The sequence below is a fragment of the Dinoroseobacter shibae DFL 12 = DSM 16493 genome (assembly GCF_000018145.1).
Classification (GTDB): domain Bacteria; phylum Pseudomonadota; class Alphaproteobacteria; order Rhodobacterales; family Rhodobacteraceae; genus Dinoroseobacter; species Dinoroseobacter shibae.
Genome location: NC_009952.1, coordinates 175,962 through 196,255, shown reverse-complemented (window position 1 = coordinate 196,255; position 20,294 = coordinate 175,962). Strand labels below are relative to the sequence as shown.

Below are 20,294 nucleotides of genomic sequence, written 5' to 3'. Positions count from 1 at the left end.
CTAGGGCGCGCGATGGGCCTCGTCAGCCCGCGACTTCGCCTTGACGCGCAACGCCTCGATCTTTTTCTTCAACCGACCCTTGCGGCGCTTCTGGTAGGCGCGCAGCACCGGCAGGCTGAGATGGTACATCACCGCGCCCGCAATGATCCCCGGGATGATTCCGCCCACAAGGTAGGGCCAGAACACCTCGTCGAAAAACCGCGCCAGGTGATCCCATTGCGGCTCCCGGTCGGTGAAGATCGCGACGACGTTGTTCCACAGATCGGCGCCGGCCTCTGTGAACTTGCGCAGAAACGAGGTCTTGTCCTCGGGGTCGAACTCGGTCCCGAGGATGAAATGCCCGGTCTTGAGCGACACGATCCCGATCGGAATATAGGTCAGCGGGTTGCCGAAGAATGTCGCCAAAAGGGACGCCAGGATATTGCCGCGCAGGATCTTGGCCAGGATCGCCGCGATGACGAAATGCACCCCGTAAAGCGGCGTGAAGGTTGTGAACACGCCCGCCGCGATACCCCGCGCGATGGTCTCGGGCGTGTCGGGCAACCGCTGCAAGCGCCGCTTGATGTAATGGAACGCCCGGCCCCAACCGCCCCTCGGCCAGAGGGATTCCGCCACGACCTTCCAGAAGGGACGTTTATCGCGGCGTTTGAAAACCAAGCGGGTCCTCTTTTCGTTTGGCCCGCTCCCCTGAAAGTCAGGGCTTGCGGCTCAGGTCACGGTGTCGTTCCAGGCCCGCCACATCGGTGTCGGCCTGCACGGCGGTCATTACTCGGTGCAAGTGCTCCAGGTCCCGCACTTCTACTTCTAGAAGTAGGCGGTAAAAGTCCGGTTTCCGGTCAACAAAATGCAAGTCGGAAATATTCGCCCGCTGCTCGCCGATCAATGTGCAGATTCGTCCCAGAACGCCCTGATCGTTGCCGATCGTGACATCCAGCCGAACCGCGTGGACCGCGGCATGGCGTCCTGAATGCCATTGCAGGTCGATCCAGCGCCGCATCTCGTCCTCGAACTCCTCCAGCGCCGGGCAGTCGATGGCGTGCACGCGCACCCCGTGGCCGCGATAGGCGATGCCGACGATCCGCTCCCCGGGCACCGGCTGGCAGCAGCGCGCACGCTCGAAGCTCTGGTCGGAATGAAGGCCGACCACCGCGCGATCCGCCGCGACCTCGTCGCCGCCCTGCCCCTGCAACTCGGGATAGAGCACCTCGACCACGTCCCGGGCCGAGATATCCGCGCTGCCCAGGGCCGAGAGCAGCTCCAGCCGCCCGCCATAGCCCAGCTGATGCGCGGCGGTCTTCAGCGCCTTGTCGGTCACGCGCTTGCCCACATGGTCGAACGCCACCCGGGCGAGCTCCTGGCCCAGCTTGACGAAACGGGCCCGGTCCTCCTCGCGCAGGGACCGGCGGATCGCCTGCTTGGCGCGGCCAGTGACCACGATATCGATCCAGGTCGCCTGGGGGCGCTGGCCGTCGGCGGTGATGATCTCGACCGACTGGCCATTCTTCAGCCGGGTCCAAAGCGGCACGCGAATCCCGTCCACCTTGGCCCCCACGCAACTGTCCCCGATCCGGGTGTGAATGCCGTAGGCATAATCCAGTGGCGTCGCGCCCTTGGGCAGCTTGACCACCTCTCCCTTGGGGGTGAAGCAGAACACCTGGTCGGAATACATCTCCAGCTTGACGTGTTCGAGAAACTCGCCGTGATCCTCGGAGCTTTCGAACCGCTCGCTCAGGCTGGCGATCCACTCCGCCGGGTCGACGGCGAAGGGGTTTTCCACCTGCACCCCGTCCCGGTAGGACCAGTGCGCGGCCACGCCGGCCTCGGCCACCTCGTGCATCTGGCGGGTGCGGATCTGCACCTCCACCCGCTTGCCGTCACGGCCCGACACCGTGGTGTGGATCGACCGATACCCGTTCGATTTCGGCTGACTGATATAATCCTTGAACCGCCCCGGCACCGCGCGCCAACGCTGATGGATCGCGCCCAGCACCCCGTAGCAGTCATCTTCGCTGTGGGTGATGACCCGGAACCCGTAGATATCCGACAATCGCGAGAAGCCGAGCTGCTTGGCCTCCATCTTGCGCCAGATCGAATAGGGTTTCTTCGCCCGGCCATAGACATCGGCCTCGATCCCGTGGGCGTCCAGCTCCTTGCGGATGTCGCTGGTGATCTTCTGGACCACGTCGCCGGTCTCGTTCTGCAGCTTGATGAACCGGCGCATGATGGACTGCCGCCCGTCCGGGTTCAGCACCCGGAACGACAGGTCCTCCAGTTCGTCGCGCATCCACTGCATGCCCATCCGCCCGGCCAGCGGCGCATAGATGTCCATGGTCTCGCGGGCCTTCTTGACCTGTTTTTCCACCGGCATGTGCTTGATCGTGCGCATGTTGTGGAGCCGGTCGGCCAGCTTCACCAGGATCACCCGCAGGTCCTTGGACATCGCCATGAAGAGCTTGCGGAAATTCTCCGCCTGCTTGGTCTCGCGGCTCGACAGCTGCAGGTTGGTCAGGTTGGTGACCCCGTTGACCAGCTCGGCGATCTCGCGCCCGAACTGCGATTCCAGCTCGGCAAAGGTCGACCGCGTGTCTTCGACGGTGTCATGCAGCAGGGCGGTAATGATGGTGCTGTCATCCAGCCGCTGCTCGGCAAGAATGGCGGCCACCGCGACGGGGTGGGTGAAATACTCCTCCCCGGAATGGCGCAACTGACCCCGGTGCATCTCGCGACCGTAGTCATAGGCCGCTTCGATCAGGGCCGCGTTCGTCCGGGGGTTGTAGGTCTGGACAAGCGCGATCAGGTCGCGGGCTTCGATCAGGCTGTCCGACGAATCCCGCGGCACGAGATCACGGCTGGCCTTGCGCTTCCATCAGCGCACGCAGCAACTTCTCCTCGGACATGTCGTCCTCGGCGGGCTTGTCCGGCTGGCCGCCGCCCATGAGCATGGCCATGCTGTCCTCTTCGGGCTCGTCCACCTCGATCTGGGTCTGGTTGGACTCGATCAGCCGTTCGCGCAGTGCGTCCGCCGACTGGGTCTCCTCGGCGATCTCGCGCAGGGACACGACCGGGTTCTTGTCGTTGTCGCGGTCGATCGTCAGTTCGGATCCGGCGGAAATCTCGCGCGCGCGATGCGCGGCAAGCATCACCAGCTCGAAGCGGTTGGGTACCTTGTCAACGCAGTCTTCAACCGTCACGCGGGCCATGGATGTCTCCGTTTTGGCAAAGGGGGCAGTGGACAGCATGTAAAGCGTGCAAAATGCCTTGACAAGGCGAAACAGGCTTACTCAAGCGGTCGAATGGCATCTATTTCCGATTTCGGCAGGTTCCGAAGCATTTCCGAGGCCGTTTTGCCAGTCACCGGGTGCCGCCAGAGCGGTGCGACATCCATCAGCGGCACCAGAACGAAGGGCCGGTCCGCGATCCGCGGATGGGGGAGAATCAACTCATTCGGCGTGCGCGCCACCTGCGCGCTGCGCGGCAGGTCGCGCCACTGGGCATAGGTCTCCATGTCCGGCAAGACCTGCGCCCCCAGCGCCAGCAGATCGAGGTCCAGCGTCCGGGCGCCCCACCGCTGCCCGCGCGCACGGCCAAGCCTGTCCTCCACATCGTGCAACACCTTCAGAAGCGCCTTGGCACCGAGCCCGGTTTCCACGGTCACACAGCCATTGACATACTCCGGTTGCGACGGATCCGGAAACGCGGGCGTGGCGAAAAATCGGCTGCGCGCAACGATTTCCAACGGCGCGTCCGCCAACGCCTCGCAGGCCTGACGCAAGGTCACCTTGGGCGTGCGCCCGCCGAGGGGCTGATTTGCGCCAAGCGCAATTATGCCGAATGACTGAATTTTCATGCGCTTGATGGTTGCGGCAGGTCGAAAAAGCCTTACTTTGCTCTATGCGTTTCATCAAACTGCTTTTTATTCACACTCACGAATTTTGGTGGAGCGCATTACCCGGAAGGACCAGTAAATGTTTTATAAAGACGACAGGTTGGCGCTGTTCATTGATGGCTCCAACCTTTATGCCGCAGCCAAGGCGCTCGGCTTTGACATCGATTACAAGCTGCTCCGCCAAGAGTTCATGCGCCGCGGGAAACTGCTGCGCGCGTTCTACTATACGGCGCTGCTTGAGAACGATGAGTATTCCCCGATCCGACCCCTGGTCGACTGGCTGCACTATAACGGGTTCAGCATGGTCACCAAACCGGCCAAGGAATACACCGACAGCCAAGGCCGTCGGAAGGTCAAAGGGAACATGGACATAGAGCTGGCCGTGGACGCGATGGAACTAGCGCCCCACATGGATCACGCCGTCCTGTTTTCCGGCGACGGCGATTTCCGCCCGCTGATCGAGTCGCTGCAGCGGCGCGGCGTGCGGGTCTCGGTGGTCTCCACCATTCGCTCCCATCCCCCCATGATTTCCGACGAGCTGCGCCGCCAGGCGGACAACTTCATCGAGCTCGACGAACTCAAGGAAATCATCGGCCGCCCGCCACGCGAGCCGCGCGAACCGCGCGAGACCGCAGTGGAAACCGCGGACTGACACGCCATCTATGGTGAAACTCACTCAAGACCCGCTGCGGCGGGTCTTGTCACGCGAGGCGGGGGGCATGACGCTGTTCGAGACCATGGCAGGCATATTGGCGGTGATGTTCGGCACCGCCTTCGGCGCGGCCACCATCCTGCCCCTGCAATCGGAGATCGTCTTCACCGCCTTCCAGGTGCAGGCCGCTGTGCCGCTCTGGGCGCTGTTGCTGGTGGCCTCGGTGGGCAATACGCTCGGCTCGGTGCTGAACTACGCGCTCGGCTGGCAGATTCCCCGTTTCAAAGACAAGCGCTGGTTCCCGGTGACCGAGGCGCAGCTCGACAAGGCCCAGCGCTGGTTCGCCAAATACGGGAAATGGAGCCTCCTGCTCAGCTGGGCGCCCCTGGGCGATGCGATCACCGTGGTGGCCGGCATGATGCGGACGCGGCTTTTCGTCTTCATCGCCCTGGTGGGCTTTGCCAAGACCGCCCGCTACATCGCCCTCGCCGCCCTGGTCGAGGGCGGCGTGCGGGTCTTCGCCTGATCCCTACTGCGCGGCGGCATTGACCCGGTCGTGGGCCGCGATGACCTGCGGCGGCCAGGTGCTCTTGATATAGGCCAGAACGGCGACGATCTCCGCATCACTCAACAGATCGCCGAACCCCATCATGTTGCTGCGATACTCCCCACCGATCAGCGCCTCGGTCCCGTATTTCGTGATCTGGAACAGCAGCATGTCCGCATGGTGCCAGGTATGGCCGGTCTCGTCATGGGGCGGCGCGGGCAGACGTCCGTCGGGCCCCGGGCTGCGCCAGTCCGGCACCTGCCCCTCCAGCTGTGCACCGTGACAGGCCGCGCAGTGATCGGCATAGACCGTCGCGCCCAGCGCCACCATCTCCGCATCCTGCCAGGGCAGAAACCCCTCCGCTCGCACCGGCATGGCCAGACACAGCCCCGCCATCAGCCCTGAAATCACACGCATCCGCATCCTCCTGTCTTTCATCCCACCCTCTCGCGGCTTCCCCCACTGGAAGGTCAACCCCCCGCACCCGGCCGCAATTCCCGCTTCGGGACTGGTCAAACGCCCGCCCGACACGTATTTGTAAGGCACAGCCGACAACCCGAGGACCCCGCCATGTCCCTGCCGCCCCTGACCCTCTATCTCGCCGCGCCCCGCGGGTTCTGCGCGGGCGTGGACCGGGCCATCAAGATCGTCGAGATGGCGCTGGAGAAATGGGGCGCCCCGGTCTACGTGCGCCACGAGATCGTGCACAACAAGTACGTGGTCGACGGGCTGCGCGCCAAGGGGGCGGTCTTCGTCAAGGAACTTGACGACTGCCCCGATGACCGCCCGGTGATCTTCTCGGCCCACGGTGTGCCCAAGGCGGTCCCGGCAGAGGCCACGCGCCGTGAGATGGTCTATGTGGACGCCACCTGTCCGCTCGTGAGCAAGGTCCATATCGAGGCGGAGCGTCACCACGCGGGCGGGCTGCAGATGGTGATGATCGGCCATGCGGGCCACCCCGAAACCGTGGGCACCATGGGCCAGTTGCCCGACGGCGAGGTCATCCTGGTGGAAACCGTCGCCGATGTGGCCACGATCACGCCCCGCGATCCCGACAAGCTCGCCTTCATCACCCAGACCACCCTGTCGGTGGACGACACCGCCGATATCGTCGCCGCCCTGCAGGCGCGCTTCCCCGCCATCGTAGGCCCGCACAAGGAAGACATCTGCTACGCCACGACAAACCGCCAGGGTGCGGTGAAGGCCATGGCGCCCAAGGCCGATGCCATGCTCGTGATCGGCGCGCCGAACTCCTCGAACTCCAAGCGGCTGGTGGAGGTCGGACGCAGCGCCGGGTGCGCCTATGCCCAACTGGTCCAGCGCGCCGAGGATATCGACTGGCGCGCCCTCGAAGGCATCTCCTCCATCGGCATCACCGCCGGGGCCTCCGCCCCCGAAGTGCTGGTGAACGAAGTGATCGAAGCCTTCCGCACCCGGTTCGACCTGACCGTCGAACAGGTCGAGACCGCACAGGAAAACGTCGAATTCAAGGTGCCCCGCGTGCTGCGCGAACCTGCCGGGGCCTGAGCGCACAACATCGGCTCTGCCCACCCCCATGGTCCAACCACGTTCCGACGGGGCAGGTCGGGAGTACCCAACACCGTTCGGTGCCGACCGGAAAACGCCGACCGGCAGCTTGACCAGCGCGGATCTCATCGCGCCAGACCCGATGCCTACCGAACCGACGCGCCGAGGCGCGCAATCCCGATCCGGCATTGACCGGCAGGGGCCGCAAGAGACACCGACAAAGGCCTGCTCTGCGCCCCGAACAACGGCGTAAGCCCCCGCGCGGATGCAGCCCGCCCCCCTTCAGCCCTCCCTGGACAAAGACCAAAACCGAACGCCAAGCGCCGCGACGACCTGCCGCGACACGGTCCCGCGACACCATCCCCACCATCACGCCCAGCCCGACTGGCTCGAGGCGACCCGCGCCCCCGACGCCCCCGATCACTCCCCCGCACCGGCCCTCCGCAACATCGCAATCCCCCAAACCGCCCGGCTCACACCACCGCATTAACCTTAACACGCCTCCGCCAAGCTCAACGCGCCCCACCCCTTCATCTGTGCAGAAATACTCCGGGGGGGTGGGGGCTGGCCCCCACGCAGGCCCGCCGCCCGGCGCAAACCCGCTGGTCAAGCGGACCGCTTTCGCCTTACCCTTGGTCCGTTGCGTAACCCGAGGGCCATAGATGATCACCGCCTCTTTCCTGCTCACCGCCTTCGTGGTCGTCCTCGCCCCCGGCACCGGGGTGGTCTACACTCTCGCGCTCGGTCTGGGCCGAGGCCGCCGCGCCGCCGGCTGGGCCGCCCTTGGCTGCACCCTCGGGATCGTGCCGCACCTGCTGGCCGTCACCCTCGGGCTGGCGGCGGTGCTGCACAGCTCGGCGCTCCTGTTCAACCTGGTGAAATTCGCGGGCGTCGCCTACCTGCTCTGGCTCGCCTGGGGCGCGCTGCGCGACGGCGGCGCGCTGCAGGTCCGCGCCGAGACCACCGCCGAGCCCGGCTGGCGCATCGCCCGGCGCGGTGCGCTGATCAACATCCTGAACCCCAAGCTGTCGATCTTCTTTCTCGCCCTCCTGCCCCCCTTTCTGTCGGGCAACCCGGCTACCGCCACCGCCGAGATGGTGCTTCTCGGCGCGGTCTTCATGGCCCTGACCTTCGCCGTGTTCCTCGTCTACGGCGCCTTCGCTGCCCAGGCCCGCGACTGGGTGCTCGGCTCGGCCCGCGCCATGGCCTGGCTCAACCGGTCCTTCGCGGCGGTCTTCGCCCTGCTCGCCGGTCGTCTGGCGCTGGAGCGCGCATGACGCGCAGCCGGCCCGCGTCCTGATGCGGCTGCTGACGGGGGTCGCGGCCTGGCTGCTGGGCGGGGGGCTGATCCTGCTCGCCCGCCTGCTGACCGCGCCGCGCGCGATCTGGCAGGGGATCGAACCTGTACCGCGGCAACGGGTGTATTACGCCAACCACACCAGCAATGCCGACCTCATCCTGATCTGGTCCGTCCTGCCCCCGCGGCTGCGCCGCGCCACCCGCCCCGTGGCCGGCAGCGACTACTGGCTGAAATCCAGGCTCCGCGCCTTTGTCGGGCATGAGGTCGTCCGCGCCGTGATGGTCGAGCGGCGCCCCGAGCATCGCGGCGACGAGGACCCGATCGCGCTGATCCTCGACGCGCTGGACGAGGGCAGCTCGCTGATCATCTTCCCCGAGGGCAAGCGCAACATGACCGACGCCCCGGCCCTGCCCTTCAAATCGGGGATCTACAACATTTCCAGGGCCCGGCCCGCCGTGGACCTCGTCCCGGTCTGGATCGAGAACCTCAACCGCGTGATGCCCAAGGGCCATGTCATCCCGGTCCCGCTCCTGTGTACCGTGTCCTTCGGCGCGCCCATCCGCGTCGAGGAGGGCGAAGAGATCGGCCCCTTCCTCGCCCGCGCCGCCGATGCCATGGTCGCTCTGCGCCCCAATGGGGGCAGCAAGCCATGACCGAGCCCACCCTCCCCTTCGCCTGGGAGATCACCGCCATCGGCGGGCTGCTGGTCCTCGCGACGGTCATCGCGCGGCTGCTGCGCCAGCGCCTGTCGCCCAGCGGCGAGAACGCCACGATCGAGAACCTGAACGCCCGGATCATGGCCTGGTGGGCGATCTCGGCACTGGTGGCGCTCTTCTCGCTGGGCGGCGATGCCGGGGTGGTCACACTCTTCGGGATCTGCGCCTTCGCCGCCCTGCGCGAGTTCATGACGCTGACGGCCAAACGCACGGCGGATCACTGGGCCATCGCGGCCTCGTTCTTCGTGGTGCTGCCGGTGCAGTTCCTGCTGGTGGGTCTGGGCTGGTACGGGCTCTATACAGTGTTCATCCCGGTCTATGCCTTCCTGCTGCTGCCCATTCTCTCGGCGTTGCAGGGCGACCGCACCGATTTCCTCGAACGCGTCGCGGAAACCCAATGGGCGCTGATGATCTGCGTGTTCTGCATGAGCCATGTGCCCGCGCTTCTGACCCTGAACATCCCCGGCGGCGAGGACCGGATGATCCTGCTCCTGGCCTTCCTGGTGATCGTGGTCCAAAGCACCGATGTGCTGCAATACAGCTGGTCCAAGCTGATCGGGCGGCGCAAGATCGCGCCCACCCTGTCGCGCACCAAGACCTGGCAGGGCATGATCGGCGGCATCGCCTCGGCCACCCTGCTCGGCGCGGCACTCTACTGGATCACCCCCTTCGCGCCTTGGCAGGCCGCCCTGCTCGCCTGCCTCGCCGCGACCGTGGGCTTTTTCGGCACCCTGGTGATGACCGCGATCAAACGCGACCGGGGCGTCAAGGACTGGGGCCCGATGTTCGCCGGCCAGGGCGGGTTCATCGACCGGCTCGATTCAGTGCTCTTCGCCGCCCCGGTGTTCTTCCACGTGGTCCGGTTCTTCTTTCACACACCGTAGGGTCTTGCCGCCCGGCCTCGCGCCCGGCAGAAAGACGCCATGAATGACATTCCTCGCAGCGCCCTGATCCTCGGCCTCGCCGGGCTGATCCCGTTCCTCTTCGGCGCGGGCACGCTGGTCTTGCCCGGCCTCGCCGCCTTCGGGATGGAGGTGTTCGGCCCCCGCTTCATCGGCCCTTACGTGCAGATCTTCTACGGCACGATCATCCTCGCCTTCATGTCCGGCGTGCTCTGGGGCTTTGCCACCAAGGCCACAGGCACCGTGGCCACCACCGGCTACGGGCTCAGCGTGATCCCCGCCCTCTGGGCCTTCTTCACCGTGGGCGGCGGGTCGGCCAACGCGCTGACCAACCTGATCGCCGGGTTCATCGGGCTGCTGGCGTTGGACTACCTGTTCTGGCGGCAGGGGCTGGCGCCGCGCTGGTGGATGCACCTGCGGGTGCTGCTCACGGCCATCGTCGTGGCCTGCCTCGCGGTCGGGGTGGTGGTGTGAGCGATCCGCAAACCCTCGCCGTCTACGCGCGGGAGGCGGAGCGCTACCGCGCCCGCTTCGCCGACAAGGGCGCGGATGGGCATCTGCAGGCCTTCCTCGACGCCCTGCCTGCCGGGGCGGATGTGCTCGATCTGGGCTGCGGGCCGGGGCGCGCGGCCGCCCTGATGCAGGCGGCCGGGCACCGGGTGGTGGCGATGGACGCCACGCCCGAATTCGTGGCCCAGGCCCGCGCGCTCGGGGTCGACGCGCGGCTCGCGCGGTTCGACGACCTCGACGCCGCGGCCGCCTTCGACGGGATCTGGGCCAATTTCAGCCTGCTCCACGCGCCCCGCGCCGAGATGCCCGGCCATCTGGCGGCCATCGCCCGGGCCCTGCGCCCCAGCGGGCTGTTTCACCTGGGCCTGAAGCTCGGCACCGGGGAAGAGCGCGACGCGCTGGGGCGGTTCTACACCTACTATACCGACGCGGAGCTGCAGCAGCTCCTGACCGACGCCGGCCTGACGGTGTCGCATACGGATTTCGGCACCGGCGAGGGGCTGTCCGGCCGCACCGATCCCTTCATCATCGTCACCTCCCGGAGGGTCCCCGATGCCTGAGCTTTTCGCCTACACGGACGGGGCCTGTTCGGGCAACCCGGGGCCCGGCGGCTGGGGGGCGCTGCTCATCGCCCGCGACGGCGATACGGTCGTCAAGGAGCGCGCGCTCAAGGGCGGCGAGGCCGAGACCACCAACAACCGGATGGAGCTTCTGGCCGCGATCCACGCGCTGGAAGCGCTGGAACGGCCCGCCAGGCTGACCGTCGTGACCGACAGCGCCTATGTGAAAGGCGGGGTCACGGGCTGGATCCACGGCTGGAAGCGCAATGGCTGGAAAACCTCGACCAAGAAGCCGGTGAAGAACGAGGACCTCTGGCGCAGGCTCGATGCCGCCCAGGCCCGGCACGAGGTGCAGTGGGAATGGGTCAAGGGCCATGCAGGCCACCCGGAAAACGAACGCGCGGACGCGCTGGCCCGGGAAGGCATGGCGCCCTTCAAGCCCGGCAAATCCAAAGCGGGCCGCTGAGCCCCAAGGCGCTTCGAAGCGCCTTGATCAAGCGCCTTGCAAGGCGCTTGGAACGCGATTTCCAAATCGCGTGTCCAAGCCCGTTCGAACGGGCTTGCCCCGCATCAGTCCAACCGCGCGGGCAGGGTCATGCCGCGCAGGATCTCCGCCGCATCGGCCGCCTTCCTGCCCGCCCGCTGCGCCCGCGTGATCTCCACCGCCCCCACGCCGCAGGCCAGCGTGAACCCCTCCAGCACCTGTCCCGCAGCACCCGACCCCTCGGCCAGCCGCGATCCCAGCAGCTTCACCCGTTCGCCCGCTATCTCGCACCAGGCCCCGGGCACCGGCGACAGCCCCCGGATCAGCCTGTCCACCTCGACCGCCGGGCGCGACCAGTCCACCCGCGCCTCTGCCTTGTCGATCTTGGCGGCATAGGTCACGCCCACCTCGGGCTGCGGCTCGGGCACCAGTTCCGCCCGCCGCGCCAGCGCCTCGACGATCAGCCGCGCGCCCAGGGCCGACAGCCGGTCATGCAGGCCCCCCGTGGTCTCCTCCGCCCCGATCGCCACCGCCTCGCGCAACAGCACCGGCCCGGTATCGAGCCCCGCCTCCATCTGCATGATGCACACGCCGGTCTCCGCATCCCCGGCCAGGATCGCCCGGTGGATCGGCGCCGCCCCGCGCCAGCGCGGCAGGAGCGACGCATGGATGTTCCAGCACCCATGCTCCGGCGCGTCCAGCACCGCTTGCGGCAGGATCAGACCGTAAGCCACGACCACCGCGATCTCCGCCCCGAGCGCGGCGAAATCCGCCTGTGCCTCGGCGCCTTTCAGGGACACCGGATGCCGCACCGCAAGCCCCAGCACCTCGGCCCGCGCCTGCACCGGGCTCGGGCGCGGCTTCTTGCCCCGCCCCGCCGGGCGCGGCGGCTGGCAATAGACCGCCGCCACCTCGTGCCCCGCCGCCACCAGCGCATCGAGCACCGGTACCGAAAAGGCGGGCGTACCCATGAAGACCAATCTCATCTTGCCAGCTTCCTTGCCTTGCGCAGCAGCATGTCGCGTTTCGTCTTGCTCAGCCGGTCGAAATACATCCGCCCCGCCAGGTGATCGATCTGGTGCTGCACGCTGGTGGCCCAGAGCCCGACGAAATCCTGCTCCTTAACCGCGCCATTTGCATCCAGGAACCGCACCGTCACCGCCCGCGGCCGGTCGATCTTCGCAAAGACGCCAGGCAGGTTCGGCGACGCCTCCTCATGGCTGCGCAGCTGTGCGCTGGCATGGAGCACTTGCGGATTCGCCATCCGGATCGCCCGGCCCCGCTCCTCGGAGGCATCGACCACCGCCAGCGCCTGCATCACGCCGATCTGCGGGGCGGCCAGCCCCGCGCCCGGCCCCATCCCCGGCATCGCCTCCATCGTGTCGATCATGTCGTCCCAGACGGTGCGGATCTCGTCGGTGATCTCGGCCACCGGGGCGGCGGGGGTCCGCAGCCGCGCATCGGGCCAGGAGAGGAAGGGTCGGATCATTGTCAGACAATTTGCCCGACACTTGCCCGACACGTGCCCGACAAAAATCCGACGCCGCGCCGACCGCCCGATTCAGCCCTCGGCACGGGCACGCTCCCGCTTCAGTTTCACCATCTTGCGGGTGATCATCTGCCGCTTCAGCGGCTTGAGATAATCGATGAACAGCTTGCCGTTCAGGTGGTCGATCTCATGCTGCACGCAAGTGGCATGGAGCCCGCCCCACCTGGCACTGGCGTCCCCGCCCTCCAGCGTGGTCCAGCGGACCTCGACCTCCGCCGGACGCTCCACATCGGCGTACATCTCGGGGATCGACAGACAGCCTTCCTCGTAGGTGTTCATCTCTTCCGAGGACCAGACGATCTCGGGATTGATCAGAACCATCGGGTCCGGCTCGCCATCCTTGGGGGCGCAATCCATGGTGATGATCCGCGTCATCGCGGCCACCTGCGGCCCGGCCAGCCCGATGCCCGGCGCGTCATACATGGTGGCCAGCATGTCATCGGCCAGCTGCCGGATCTCGTCGGTGATCTCGGCGACCGGGTCGACGGTCTTCTTGAGGCGCGGGTCGGGATGGATCAGGATCGGTCGAATGGTCATGCCGGTTGATGTAATCCACGCCCCCCCCGGGCGCAACATCCCCGCCCGGATCGGCGGGCCTTGCACCTGCCCGCCAGACCGTTAGCCTCGCGGCAAACCCGAGGGGACAGGCATGACTTTCGACACCGAGATCGACCGGCGCAACACTGACTGCATCAAATGGGACAAAATGGAGAGCGCCTTCGGCGTCTCGCCCGAGGACGGGCTGGCCATGTGGATCGCGGACATGGATTTCCCGCCAGGCCCGTTTCTGCAGGAGGCCATGCAGGGCCTGCTCGCCCGCGCCGATTACGGCTATTTCTGCGGGCTGGAAAGCTATGAGGACGCGATCATCGGCTGGATGCGCGACCGCCATGGCTGGACCGTGGAGCGGGAGTGGATGTTCACCACCTACGGGCTCGGCAACGGCATCGCCATCACGCTGAACGCCCTGACCGCGCCGGGCGACGAGGTGATCATCTTCTCGCCCGTCTACCACGAGTTTGCCGCCAAGATCACCAAGACCGGCCGGGTGGTGAAGGAGTTGCCCCTGGCGATCGTGGACGGGGTCTACACCATGGATTTCGACGCCTATGCGGGGATGCTGTCGGGGCGCGAGACCATGGTCATCGCCTGCTCGCCCCACAACCCCGCGGGCCGTGTCTGGACACAAGAGGAGCTGACCGCGCTCGCCGATTTCTGCCAGCGTCACGACTTGCTGCTGATCTCCGACGAGATCCACGCGGACCTGACCTTCGCAGGCCACACCCATATCCCGATGCACGTCGCCGCGCCCCAGATCGCCGACCGGCTGGTGATGACCACCTCGGCCTCCAAGACCTTCAACATCGCGGGCGGGCGCACGGGCTGCGTCACCATTCCCGACCCCGACCTGCGCGCGCGGTTTCACCGGTTCTTCAACACGCTCGACATGCAGCCCAACCTGCTGGGCGTGGCCCTCACGCGAGCGGCCTACTCCCCGGCGGGCGCGGCCTGGTGCGACGCGCTCTGCACCTACCTGGAGGGCAACGCCGCGGTCTTCAATGACGGCGTGAACGCCATCCCCGGCCTCTCGGCCATGCCGATGCAAGGCACCTATCTGGCCTGGGTGGATTTCGCGGGCACCGGCATGGAACGGCCGGAATTTTCCGAGCGTGTCTATGGCACAGCCCGCATCGCGGCCACGCCCGGCCATACACTGGGCAAGGGCGGCGAGAGCTGCCTGCGGTTCAATGTCGGCATGCCGCGCGCACGGGTTCAGGAAGCCGTGGACCGGCTGGCCGACGCTTTCGCGGACCTGCAGTGATCCCTACTGCCGGGCAATCAACCCCGCGGGCACGTTCGGCCCCGGATCGTAATCCAGCGGCACGTTCTCGCGGGTGCGGGTCATGCGCTTGAACTCATAGCGCATCTCCGGCCCATCCAGAGCGGCGGTCACGATCAGCGCCTGATAGAGGTGCTCGGATCCCTTGTAGATATCGACCAGCCCGCGCAGATGCGGTGCCCCGTCGGCGCGCAGGGTAAAAGCCTCCGCTCCGAAACTCTGGATCGTGTAGGCCTCCGGTCCGACCTGGACCCGCAGGCGCCGCTTGTCCCGGCGCGCGGCCCGCACCCGGGCCTGATTGAGGCCGTCGCGCACCTCCTTGGGCAGAAACTCCGACATGGCATCCCCTCCTCATGCTGATAAAGAAGATGCGCCGAACGCCGCCAAGATCAAGCGCGACTAGGACCCCGTCTTCCGCGCGCGGGGGCGCAGCACATGGGGCATCTCGGGATCGTAGAGCGCGCTGTCCTTGAAATCGGTGACTTCGCCCAGGGCCGGGCCGACCAGGATCAGGGCCGTGCGCGTGATCTTCTCGGCGCGCACCTTGGCATGGATATCCGCCAGCGTGCCGCGCAGGAACATCTGGTCCGGCCAGCCCACGCGGTAGGCCACGACCACCGGACATCCGGCCCCGTAATGGGGGGTCAGCACGCGCTCGATCTCGCGCAGGTTGCGCACGCCCAGGTGGATCGCCAGGGTCGCGCGGGTTCGGGCGAAATTCTCCAGCGTCTCGTGCTCGGGCATGGAGGTGGATTTCATCGACACCCGGGTCAGGATGATGGATTGCGCCACCTCGGGGATGGTCAGCTCCTGTCCCAAGGCCGCCGCCGCTGCCGCATAAGCGGGCACGCCGGGGATGATTTCGTAAGGAATGCCGTCCGCCCGCAGGCGCCGGATCTGCTCGGCGATGGCGCCGTAGAGCGACGGGTCGCCCGAATGCACCCGCGCCACGTCCTGCCCTCGCCCATGGGCCGCGACAATCTCGGCGTGGGTGTCGTCGAGGGTCATGGGGGCGGTGTCCAGCACCCGTGCCCCGGCGGGCGCGCCCGCCACCACCTCCGCCGGGACCAGAGATCCGGCATAAAGGCACACGGGGCAGGCCCCGATCACCCGCTGCGCCTTGAGGGTCAGCAGCTCCGGATCGCCCGGCCCCGCGCCGATGAAATAGACCGTCATCGCGCATCCTCCCGCATCAGTCGGGCACACCCCGTGAACAGCCGCCGCGACGCGGGCCCATGAGCGTCCCGGCCCGCCACGCGCGGCGAAATATCGAATGCAGGCGCAGCCTGCGCCTTTGGATCACCCCGCATCGGACAGGTCCCCGTCGATCTTGCGCGCATAGCCGCGCGGCGTGTACATGCGCGGCCCCGCGCCCAGTTGCGCGAGCTTCGAATTCGACGAGCCCACCAGCACCACGGTGAGCATGTCGACCTCGTCCACCTCCAGACCGTCGAGCCGGCGATAGCGGATTTCCTCCTCCGGGCGTCCCAGAGAACTCGCCAGCAGGACGGGCGTGTCCGCGGGCCGGTGGGCCAGCAGGATCTCGCGCGCCTCGGCCAAGAGGGTCCGGCGGGTCTTCGAGACCGGGTTGTAGAAGGCGATGACGAAATCCCCCTCCGCCGCCGCCCGCAGCCGCCGCAGGATATCCGCCCGCGGCGTCAGCAGGTCCGACAGGGAAATCGCGCAAAAATCATGGCCCAGCGGTGCGCCCGCCCGCGCCGCCGCGGCCTGCAGCGCGCTCACACCGGGCGCGCAAATCACCTCCACCCGGCGCGCGGCATCCGACACGCCCTGCGCCTCCGGCCCCCGGTCCAAGAGCTCGAACACCAGCGCGCCCATGGCATAGATCCCCGCATCGCCCGAACACACGAGGGCCACGTTGCGCCCCTCCCCCGCCCGTTCCAGCGCGTAGCGGCAGCGGTCCTCTTCCCCGCCCAGGGGGAAATCCGCGCGCGCCTTGCCCGCGGCCAGCGGGCCGAGCAGGTCGATATAGAGGCCGTAGCCCACCAACTCCTCCGCCTCCGCCACCAGGCGGCTAGCCTCGGGTGTGCGCCAGGCCGACTGGCCGGGCCCGATGCCCACGACCGACACCCGTCCCCGTGCCCGGCCGCGCAGCGCGGTGATCGGCGCGGGGGCGCGGGCCAGCGCGCAGGTGGTCGTCGCGGTCTTGCGCTTGGGCTGGACCAGCACCGCGTCCGGCCCCGCAGCCGCCAGCGCCGCGCCTTCCGCGACCCCGTGGCAACCGACCTCGGCAAAGACCACCTCGGACGGGGTGGCGAGCCGCGCGGCCTCCGCCTCCAGTTCGGCCGCGGTGAAGACCCGCAAGGGAACGCCCAGTTCGGCGGCCAGCGCATGCATCGCAGGCTCGTCGGCCTTCAGGCCCAGGGTATTGAGCGAGGCCACGGCACCGGGAGCGACCCCGGCCTCCGCCAGCATCTCGAAGACCTGCGCCCGCAGCACCTGCGGGTCTGCATCCCGCGCGCAACCGGCGCCGAGCGCAAAGCGTTGCGGGTGATAGACCAGCCGGTCCGGCCCACCGGCCAGCGGCGCCTCGGTCACGGCGATCTCGGCCCCCTCGCCAGCGGGCAGGTCGAACAGCGCCTCTCCGGTCAGACGCGCGCCGCCCCCCGACAAGAGCCCCGCCATCACCGATTTCGCATCGCCCGGGTTGGCCAGCCGGTAGCCCGACGGCGGTGCATCCAGCGCCACGCCGAGCGCCACATCCCCCGCCGTCGTCACCGCCGACACCCCGCCCAGAAGGTCCGACAGATCCGCCGCGATCCGGTTCGCGCCCCGGTGCCCGCCCAGAAGCGGCACCACCACGGACCCGTCCTCGGCCACGGCCACAACGGGGGGCTCGGCGGTCTTGTCGGCCAGCAGGGGGGCCACCGCCCGGATCAGGATGCCGGCCGCGCAGACCCCCACCACCGGCACCCCGGCGGCAAAGAGGTCGCGCACATGGGTCAGCGCATTGTCGAAATGGGCATCCGCCCGGTCGACGCGGCCCGCCCGGCCATGCACGGCCCAGCCGCGCGCGGCGGCGATCCGGTGCGCCGTGTCCTCGCCCGCACGCGAAATCGCCACGACCACAAGGGTTACAGCCATGGGTCGGCTCCTTTCGTCACGAGAACCATCGAAAAATAGGGCGCGGGGTCCGGCGCCTCGGCGAGCGGCAGCGCCCGCTCCGCCGGGAGCGTCGCGCGCTCCAGATACACCGCCTGGGCCGCCAGACCTTCGGCCTCCAGCACTCGGCGGATCTTGGCCAGATGCCGACCCACCTTCATGATCACCGCCGTATCCGCCGCGCGCAGCGCCTCCGCAAGTGCCGCCTCCGGCAGCGGCCCCGGGATCACGGTCAGCATCTCGTTGCGGGCCACCAGCGGCCGCGCCGCCCGCGCCGCGCAGGCGGTCATGGAGGTGACACCGGGCACCACCTCCACCGCGAAACGGTCCGCGAGACGGGCATGGAGATACATGAACGAGCCATAGAAGAACGGATCCCCCTCGCACAGGCAGACCACATCCTCCCCCGCCGCCAGCGCCGCGGCGATCTCGGCGGCGGCGGCGTCATAGGCCGCCTGCGCCGGGGCGCGGGCGGGCGTCATCGGCACCTCGATGCGGATCTCGCGCGCGTCCTCGGGGATGGCGGCGGCGGCGATGCCGCGCGCCAGGCTGTCGCCCGCCACCAGCGCCGGATAGGCCACCACCCGCGCGCCCCGGATCAGCCGGTCCGCCTTCAGGGTCAGCAACTCCGGATCCCCGGGGCCGAGACCCACGCCATAGAGAGTGCCGCTCATCGCTTGATCAGGCTCCACTGGGTCACCGGCATGAAGGGCCGCCAGCCGAGGCGCGGGCCCACCGCATCCGCGCGCTGCACCGACAGCTTGGACAGCTCCCCGCCATGGGTCTTGTGAAGCGCCACCAGCACCTGCTCGCTCTCGATGGTCACGGCATTGGCCACCAGCCGCCCCAGCGGGCGGAGGGCGGCCCAGGCCGCATCGAACACCTCGGCGCTCAGGCCCCCGCCGAGAAAGATCGCATCGGGCGCTTCCAGACCCGCAAAGGCGCCCGGCGCCGTACCCTCGATCACCTGCAGTTTCGGCACGCCAAGGGCCAGCGCATTGGCCGCCGCCATGGCACGGCGGTCCGCGCGCGGCTCGATCCCGATGGCGCGGGCATACCGCGCGCCGCGCATCCATTCCACCGCGACCGAGCCGCAGCCGGTGCCCACATCCCACAACAGCGCCCCGCGCATGGGCATCAGCTTGGCCAGCGTGACCGCGCGGACCTCGCGCTTGGTCATGGTGCCGTCATGGGTGAAAAGGTCATCCGCCAGCCCCGGCACCCGGGGCAGCAGCGCGCAATCCGGGGCGGCGATGCACTCGACCGCCAGCGTGTTGAACGGCGGCACAACGTGGTCCCAGGTCTCGGCCACACCGTCGAACCGGGCCTCGTCGCCCCCCCCCATGGCGGCGAGCACGGTCATGCGCGACTGCCCGAAGCCGCGCTCGGTCAAAAACTGCGCGATCTGCGCCGGGGTCTCGGCCCCGGTGGTCAGGATCAGGAGCCGCTGGTCGGGCTGGATGAAGGCGATCATCTGCTCGACGGGGCGGCCATGGACGGTGAGGGTTTCCACATCCGCCAGGCTCCAGCCCATGCGCGCCGCGGCCAGCTGGAAAGCCGAAAGCTGCGGATGATAGGTGATCTCGCCCGGCGGGATCGCCCGCCCGATCCGCGCGCCGACGGAAAACCAAAGGGGATCGCCCGTGGCCAGCACGACGACCCGCCGCCCGGCGAGCCCGGTCAGGGTGTCGATCAGCGCGTCGAACGGGTGCGGCCAGGCGATCCGCTCGGCCGTGACGCTGGCGGAGAGCTGGTGGTGCCGCTCCCCGCCGACGATGACCTCGGCGGCCTCGACCACAGCCCGGGTGGCCGGCAGAAGCCCGGCCATTCCGTCCTCACCGATGCCGACGATATGCAACCACGGCGCGGTCATGGCGACCCACCGCCCGGGCCCCGCGCGGGCCAAGGATCTTGCAAGATCCTTGACAATTTTCTTGCACGAAAATTGGTTGCGCTCATGTCTCCACCTCCGGCAATCCGGCGGCCAAAGCGTTCACGGCCGCCGACGCCATGGCCGAGCCGCCGCGCCGGCCGCGCAAGGCCACGAAATCGCAGCCCCGCGGGTTGGCCGCAAGTTCCGCCTTGCTCTCGGCGGCGCCGACAAACCCCACCGGGAAGCCCAGGATCAGCGCGGGTTTCGGGGCGCCAGCGTCGATCAGCTCCAGCAGGTGAAAGAGCGCCGTGGGCGCGTTGCCGATGGCCACCACCGCACCGCCCAGCAGCGGCTCCCACAACTCCACCGCCGCGGCCGAGCGGGTATTGCCGATCGCCTGCGCGCGCGCGGGCACCTCGGCGCGGTTCAGGGTCACGATCACCTCGTTGCCCGCAGGCAGATAGCGGCGGATGATCCCCGCCCCCACCATCTCGCAATCGCACAGCACCGGCGCGCCCGCCTCCAAGGCGGCGCGCCCGGCCTCGAACGCGCCGTCGGAGAAGGCCAGCCGATCCGCCACATCCACCATCCCGCAGGCATGGATCAGCCGCACCGCCACCTGGTCGAGCCCGCGGGGGAACCTGTCCAGCCGGGCCTCGGCCCGCACGGTCTTGAAGGACTGCGCGTAGATCGCCTTGGGATCGCGCTCATAGGGGCGCATCCCGGCGCCGGACGCCGCCCGCATGGCGCCCAGCCCGGACTTCACCGCCCGGCCCAGCAGCGCCTCGTAGCCGAGCCCGAGAATGCTGGCCTCATGGCTGCGGA

24 protein-coding genes are annotated in these 20,294 nt (G+C 68.2%); 10 read left to right on the top strand and 14 right to left on the bottom strand.

Annotation, left to right across the window (positions count from 1 at the left end; genetic code table 11):
- The 4 genes from DSHI_RS00970 to folK form a co-directional block, all read right to left on the bottom strand.
- Complete coding sequence (locus tag DSHI_RS00970) at positions 1–657, bottom strand: DUF2062 domain-containing protein (protein ID WP_012176877.1); 657 nt, start codon at positions 655–657, stop codon at positions 1–3.
- A 37-nt stretch (positions 658–694) separates the two neighbouring features.
- On the bottom strand, positions 695–2,815 hold the full coding sequence (locus DSHI_RS00965; RefSeq protein WP_044028199.1) for a RelA/SpoT family protein: 2,121 nt from the start codon (positions 2,813–2,815) through the stop codon (positions 695–697).
- Between the two features lie 28 nt (positions 2,816–2,843).
- On the bottom strand, positions 2,844–3,200 hold the full coding sequence (rpoZ, locus tag DSHI_RS00960; protein WP_012176875.1) for a DNA-directed RNA polymerase subunit omega: 357 nt from the start codon (positions 3,198–3,200) through the stop codon (positions 2,844–2,846).
- Between the two features lie 77 nt (positions 3,201–3,277).
- Complete coding sequence (folK, locus tag DSHI_RS00955; RefSeq protein ID WP_012176874.1) at positions 3,278–3,847, bottom strand: 2-amino-4-hydroxy-6-hydroxymethyldihydropteridine diphosphokinase; 570 nt, start codon at positions 3,845–3,847, stop codon at positions 3,278–3,280.
- A 118-nt stretch (positions 3,848–3,965) separates the two neighbouring features.
- Here folK and DSHI_RS00950 point away from each other — a divergent pair, with 118 nt between their 5' ends.
- Entirely contained in the window at positions 3,966–4,538 is a 573-nt protein-coding gene (locus DSHI_RS00950; RefSeq protein WP_012176873.1) for a LabA-like NYN domain-containing protein, read from the top strand.
- A gap of 67 nt (positions 4,539–4,605) precedes the next feature.
- Positions 4,606–5,064 carry a YqaA family protein gene (locus tag DSHI_RS00945; RefSeq protein ID WP_245533030.1) on the top strand — a complete coding sequence of 153 codons (459 nt, stop codon included), beginning with the start codon at positions 4,606–4,608 and terminating at the stop codon, positions 5,062–5,064.
- Positions 5,065–5,067: 3 nt separating this feature from the next.
- On the opposite strand, the gene DSHI_RS00940 is transcribed toward DSHI_RS00945, so the two are convergent.
- A complete protein-coding gene (locus DSHI_RS00940; protein ID WP_425358981.1) occupies positions 5,068–5,481 on the bottom strand; it encodes a c-type cytochrome in 414 nt (137 codons plus the stop codon).
- A 174-nt stretch (positions 5,482–5,655) separates the two neighbouring features.
- Between DSHI_RS00940 and ispH the strand changes: the two genes are divergently transcribed.
- From ispH to rnhA, 7 genes are all read left to right on the top strand, one after another.
- Complete coding sequence (gene ispH, locus DSHI_RS00935) at positions 5,656–6,612, top strand: 4-hydroxy-3-methylbut-2-enyl diphosphate reductase (protein ID WP_012176870.1); 957 nt, start codon at positions 5,656–5,658, stop codon at positions 6,610–6,612.
- A 662-nt stretch (positions 6,613–7,274) separates the two neighbouring features.
- Positions 7,275–7,889, top strand: coding sequence for a LysE family translocator (locus DSHI_RS00930; RefSeq protein WP_012176869.1), 615 nt, complete (start codon positions 7,275–7,277; stop codon positions 7,887–7,889).
- A 22-nt stretch (positions 7,890–7,911) separates the two neighbouring features.
- Complete coding sequence (locus DSHI_RS00925) at positions 7,912–8,565, top strand: lysophospholipid acyltransferase family protein (RefSeq protein WP_012176868.1); 654 nt, start codon at positions 7,912–7,914, stop codon at positions 8,563–8,565.
- A complete protein-coding gene (locus tag DSHI_RS00920; protein ID WP_012176867.1) occupies positions 8,562–9,512 on the top strand; it encodes a phosphatidate cytidylyltransferase in 951 nt (316 codons plus the stop codon). Before DSHI_RS00925 ends, DSHI_RS00920 begins: the two co-directional genes overlap by 4 nt.
- 39 nt (positions 9,513–9,551) lie before the next feature.
- Positions 9,552–10,004, top strand: coding sequence for a DUF3429 domain-containing protein (locus tag DSHI_RS00915; protein ID WP_012176866.1), 453 nt, complete (start codon positions 9,552–9,554; stop codon positions 10,002–10,004).
- Positions 10,001–10,600, top strand: coding sequence for a class I SAM-dependent DNA methyltransferase (locus DSHI_RS00910; protein WP_012176865.1), 600 nt, complete (start codon positions 10,001–10,003; stop codon positions 10,598–10,600). Before DSHI_RS00915 ends, DSHI_RS00910 begins: the two co-directional genes overlap by 4 nt.
- Positions 10,593–11,066: a ribonuclease HI gene (gene rnhA / locus DSHI_RS00905; RefSeq protein ID WP_012176864.1), complete on the top strand. Its 474-nt coding sequence runs from the start codon at positions 10,593–10,595 to the stop codon at positions 11,064–11,066. Before DSHI_RS00910 ends, rnhA begins: the two co-directional genes overlap by 8 nt.
- 104 nt (positions 11,067–11,170) lie before the next feature.
- On the opposite strand, the gene fmt is transcribed toward rnhA, so the two are convergent.
- From fmt to def (DSHI_RS00890), 3 genes are all read right to left on the bottom strand, one after another.
- Complete coding sequence (gene fmt, locus DSHI_RS00900) at positions 11,171–12,070, bottom strand: methionyl-tRNA formyltransferase (RefSeq protein WP_012176863.1); 900 nt, start codon at positions 12,068–12,070, stop codon at positions 11,171–11,173.
- A complete protein-coding gene (gene def / locus DSHI_RS00895; RefSeq protein ID WP_012176862.1) occupies positions 12,067–12,573 on the bottom strand; it encodes a peptide deformylase in 507 nt (168 codons plus the stop codon). The genes fmt and def (DSHI_RS00895) overlap by 4 nt, the downstream gene beginning before the upstream one ends.
- A gap of 72 nt (positions 12,574–12,645) precedes the next feature.
- Positions 12,646–13,170: a peptide deformylase gene (gene def, locus DSHI_RS00890; protein WP_044027572.1), complete on the bottom strand. Its 525-nt coding sequence runs from the start codon at positions 13,168–13,170 to the stop codon at positions 12,646–12,648.
- Between the two features lie 112 nt (positions 13,171–13,282).
- Between def (DSHI_RS00890) and DSHI_RS00885 the strand changes: the two genes are divergently transcribed.
- Positions 13,283–14,455 carry a MalY/PatB family protein gene (locus DSHI_RS00885; protein ID WP_012176860.1) on the top strand — a complete coding sequence of 391 codons (1,173 nt, stop codon included), beginning with the start codon at positions 13,283–13,285 and terminating at the stop codon, positions 14,453–14,455.
- Positions 14,456–14,458: 3 nt separating this feature from the next.
- On the opposite strand, the gene DSHI_RS00880 is transcribed toward DSHI_RS00885, so the two are convergent.
- The 6 genes from DSHI_RS00880 to DSHI_RS00855 form a co-directional block, all read right to left on the bottom strand.
- Positions 14,459–14,812 (bottom strand): hypothetical protein, encoded by a 354-nt coding sequence (locus DSHI_RS00880; protein ID WP_012176859.1) that lies wholly within the window; start codon positions 14,810–14,812, stop codon positions 14,459–14,461.
- 60 nt (positions 14,813–14,872) lie between these two features.
- The gene (gene cobM, locus DSHI_RS00875; RefSeq protein WP_012176858.1) at positions 14,873–15,649 is read right to left on the bottom strand and encodes a precorrin-4 C(11)-methyltransferase; all 777 of its coding nucleotides are present in this window, start codon (positions 15,647–15,649) and stop codon (positions 14,873–14,875) included.
- Between the two features lie 123 nt (positions 15,650–15,772).
- On the bottom strand, positions 15,773–17,578 hold the full coding sequence (gene cobJ, locus DSHI_RS00870; RefSeq protein WP_012176857.1) for a precorrin-3B C(17)-methyltransferase: 1,806 nt from the start codon (positions 17,576–17,578) through the stop codon (positions 15,773–15,775).
- On the bottom strand, positions 17,569–18,270 hold the full coding sequence (cobI, locus tag DSHI_RS00865; protein ID WP_012176856.1) for a precorrin-2 C(20)-methyltransferase: 702 nt from the start codon (positions 18,268–18,270) through the stop codon (positions 17,569–17,571). The genes cobJ and cobI overlap by 10 nt, the downstream gene beginning before the upstream one ends.
- On the bottom strand, positions 18,267–19,469 hold the full coding sequence (locus DSHI_RS00860) for a bifunctional cobalt-precorrin-7 (C(5))-methyltransferase/cobalt-precorrin-6B (C(15))-methyltransferase (protein WP_012176855.1): 1,203 nt from the start codon (positions 19,467–19,469) through the stop codon (positions 18,267–18,269). The genes cobI and DSHI_RS00860 overlap by 4 nt, the downstream gene beginning before the upstream one ends.
- Positions 19,470–19,551: 82 nt before the next feature.
- Entirely contained in the window at positions 19,552–20,190 is a 639-nt protein-coding gene (locus DSHI_RS00855; RefSeq protein ID WP_044028195.1) for a precorrin-8X methylmutase, read from the bottom strand.
- Between the last annotated feature and the right edge of the window lie 104 nt (positions 20,191–20,294).

Excerpts from the sequence above, each read along its gene's own strand:
- rpoZ (WP_012176875.1), bottom strand. The coding sequence starts at position 3,200 with ATGGCCCGCGTGACGGTTGAAGACTGCGTTGACAAGGTACCCAACCGC.
- folK (WP_012176874.1), bottom strand. The coding sequence starts at position 3,847 with ATGAAAATTCAGTCATTCGGCATAATTGCGCTTGGCGCAAATCAGCCC.
- DSHI_RS00950 (WP_012176873.1), top strand. The coding sequence starts at position 3,966 with ATGTTTTATAAAGACGACAGGTTGGCGCTGTTCATTGATGGCTCCAAC.
- DSHI_RS00945 (WP_245533030.1), top strand. The coding sequence starts at position 4,606 with ATGACGCTGTTCGAGACCATGGCAGGCATATTGGCGGTGATGTTCGGC.
- DSHI_RS00940 (WP_425358981.1), bottom strand. The coding sequence starts at position 5,481 with ATGGCGGGGCTGTGTCTGGCCATGCCGGTGCGAGCGGAGGGGTTTCTG.
- ispH (WP_012176870.1), top strand. The coding sequence starts at position 5,656 with ATGTCCCTGCCGCCCCTGACCCTCTATCTCGCCGCGCCCCGCGGGTTC.
- DSHI_RS00930 (WP_012176869.1), top strand. The coding sequence starts at position 7,275 with ATGATCACCGCCTCTTTCCTGCTCACCGCCTTCGTGGTCGTCCTCGCC.
- DSHI_RS00925 (WP_012176868.1), top strand. The coding sequence starts at position 7,912 with ATGCGGCTGCTGACGGGGGTCGCGGCCTGGCTGCTGGGCGGGGGGCTG.
- DSHI_RS00920 (WP_012176867.1), top strand. The coding sequence starts at position 8,562 with ATGACCGAGCCCACCCTCCCCTTCGCCTGGGAGATCACCGCCATCGGC.
- DSHI_RS00915 (WP_012176866.1), top strand. The coding sequence starts at position 9,552 with ATGAATGACATTCCTCGCAGCGCCCTGATCCTCGGCCTCGCCGGGCTG.
- rnhA (WP_012176864.1), top strand. The coding sequence starts at position 10,593 with ATGCCTGAGCTTTTCGCCTACACGGACGGGGCCTGTTCGGGCAACCCG.
- fmt (WP_012176863.1), bottom strand. The coding sequence starts at position 12,070 with ATGAGATTGGTCTTCATGGGTACGCCCGCCTTTTCGGTACCGGTGCTC.
- def (WP_012176862.1), bottom strand. The coding sequence starts at position 12,573 with ATGATCCGACCCTTCCTCTCCTGGCCCGATGCGCGGCTGCGGACCCCC.
- def (WP_044027572.1), bottom strand. The coding sequence starts at position 13,170 with ATGACCATTCGACCGATCCTGATCCATCCCGACCCGCGCCTCAAGAAG.
- DSHI_RS00885 (WP_012176860.1), top strand. The coding sequence starts at position 13,283 with ATGACTTTCGACACCGAGATCGACCGGCGCAACACTGACTGCATCAAA.
- DSHI_RS00880 (WP_012176859.1), bottom strand. The coding sequence starts at position 14,812 with ATGTCGGAGTTTCTGCCCAAGGAGGTGCGCGACGGCCTCAATCAGGCC.
- cobM (WP_012176858.1), bottom strand. The coding sequence starts at position 15,649 with ATGACGGTCTATTTCATCGGCGCGGGGCCGGGCGATCCGGAGCTGCTG.
- cobJ (WP_012176857.1), bottom strand. The coding sequence starts at position 17,578 with ATGGCTGTAACCCTTGTGGTCGTGGCGATTTCGCGTGCGGGCGAGGAC.
- cobI (WP_012176856.1), bottom strand. The coding sequence starts at position 18,270 with ATGAGCGGCACTCTCTATGGCGTGGGTCTCGGCCCCGGGGATCCGGAG.
- DSHI_RS00860 (WP_012176855.1), bottom strand. The coding sequence starts at position 19,469 with ATGACCGCGCCGTGGTTGCATATCGTCGGCATCGGTGAGGACGGAATG.
- DSHI_RS00855 (WP_044028195.1), bottom strand. The coding sequence starts at position 20,190 with ATGCGCCCCTATGAGCGCGATCCCAAGGCGATCTACGCGCAGTCCTTC.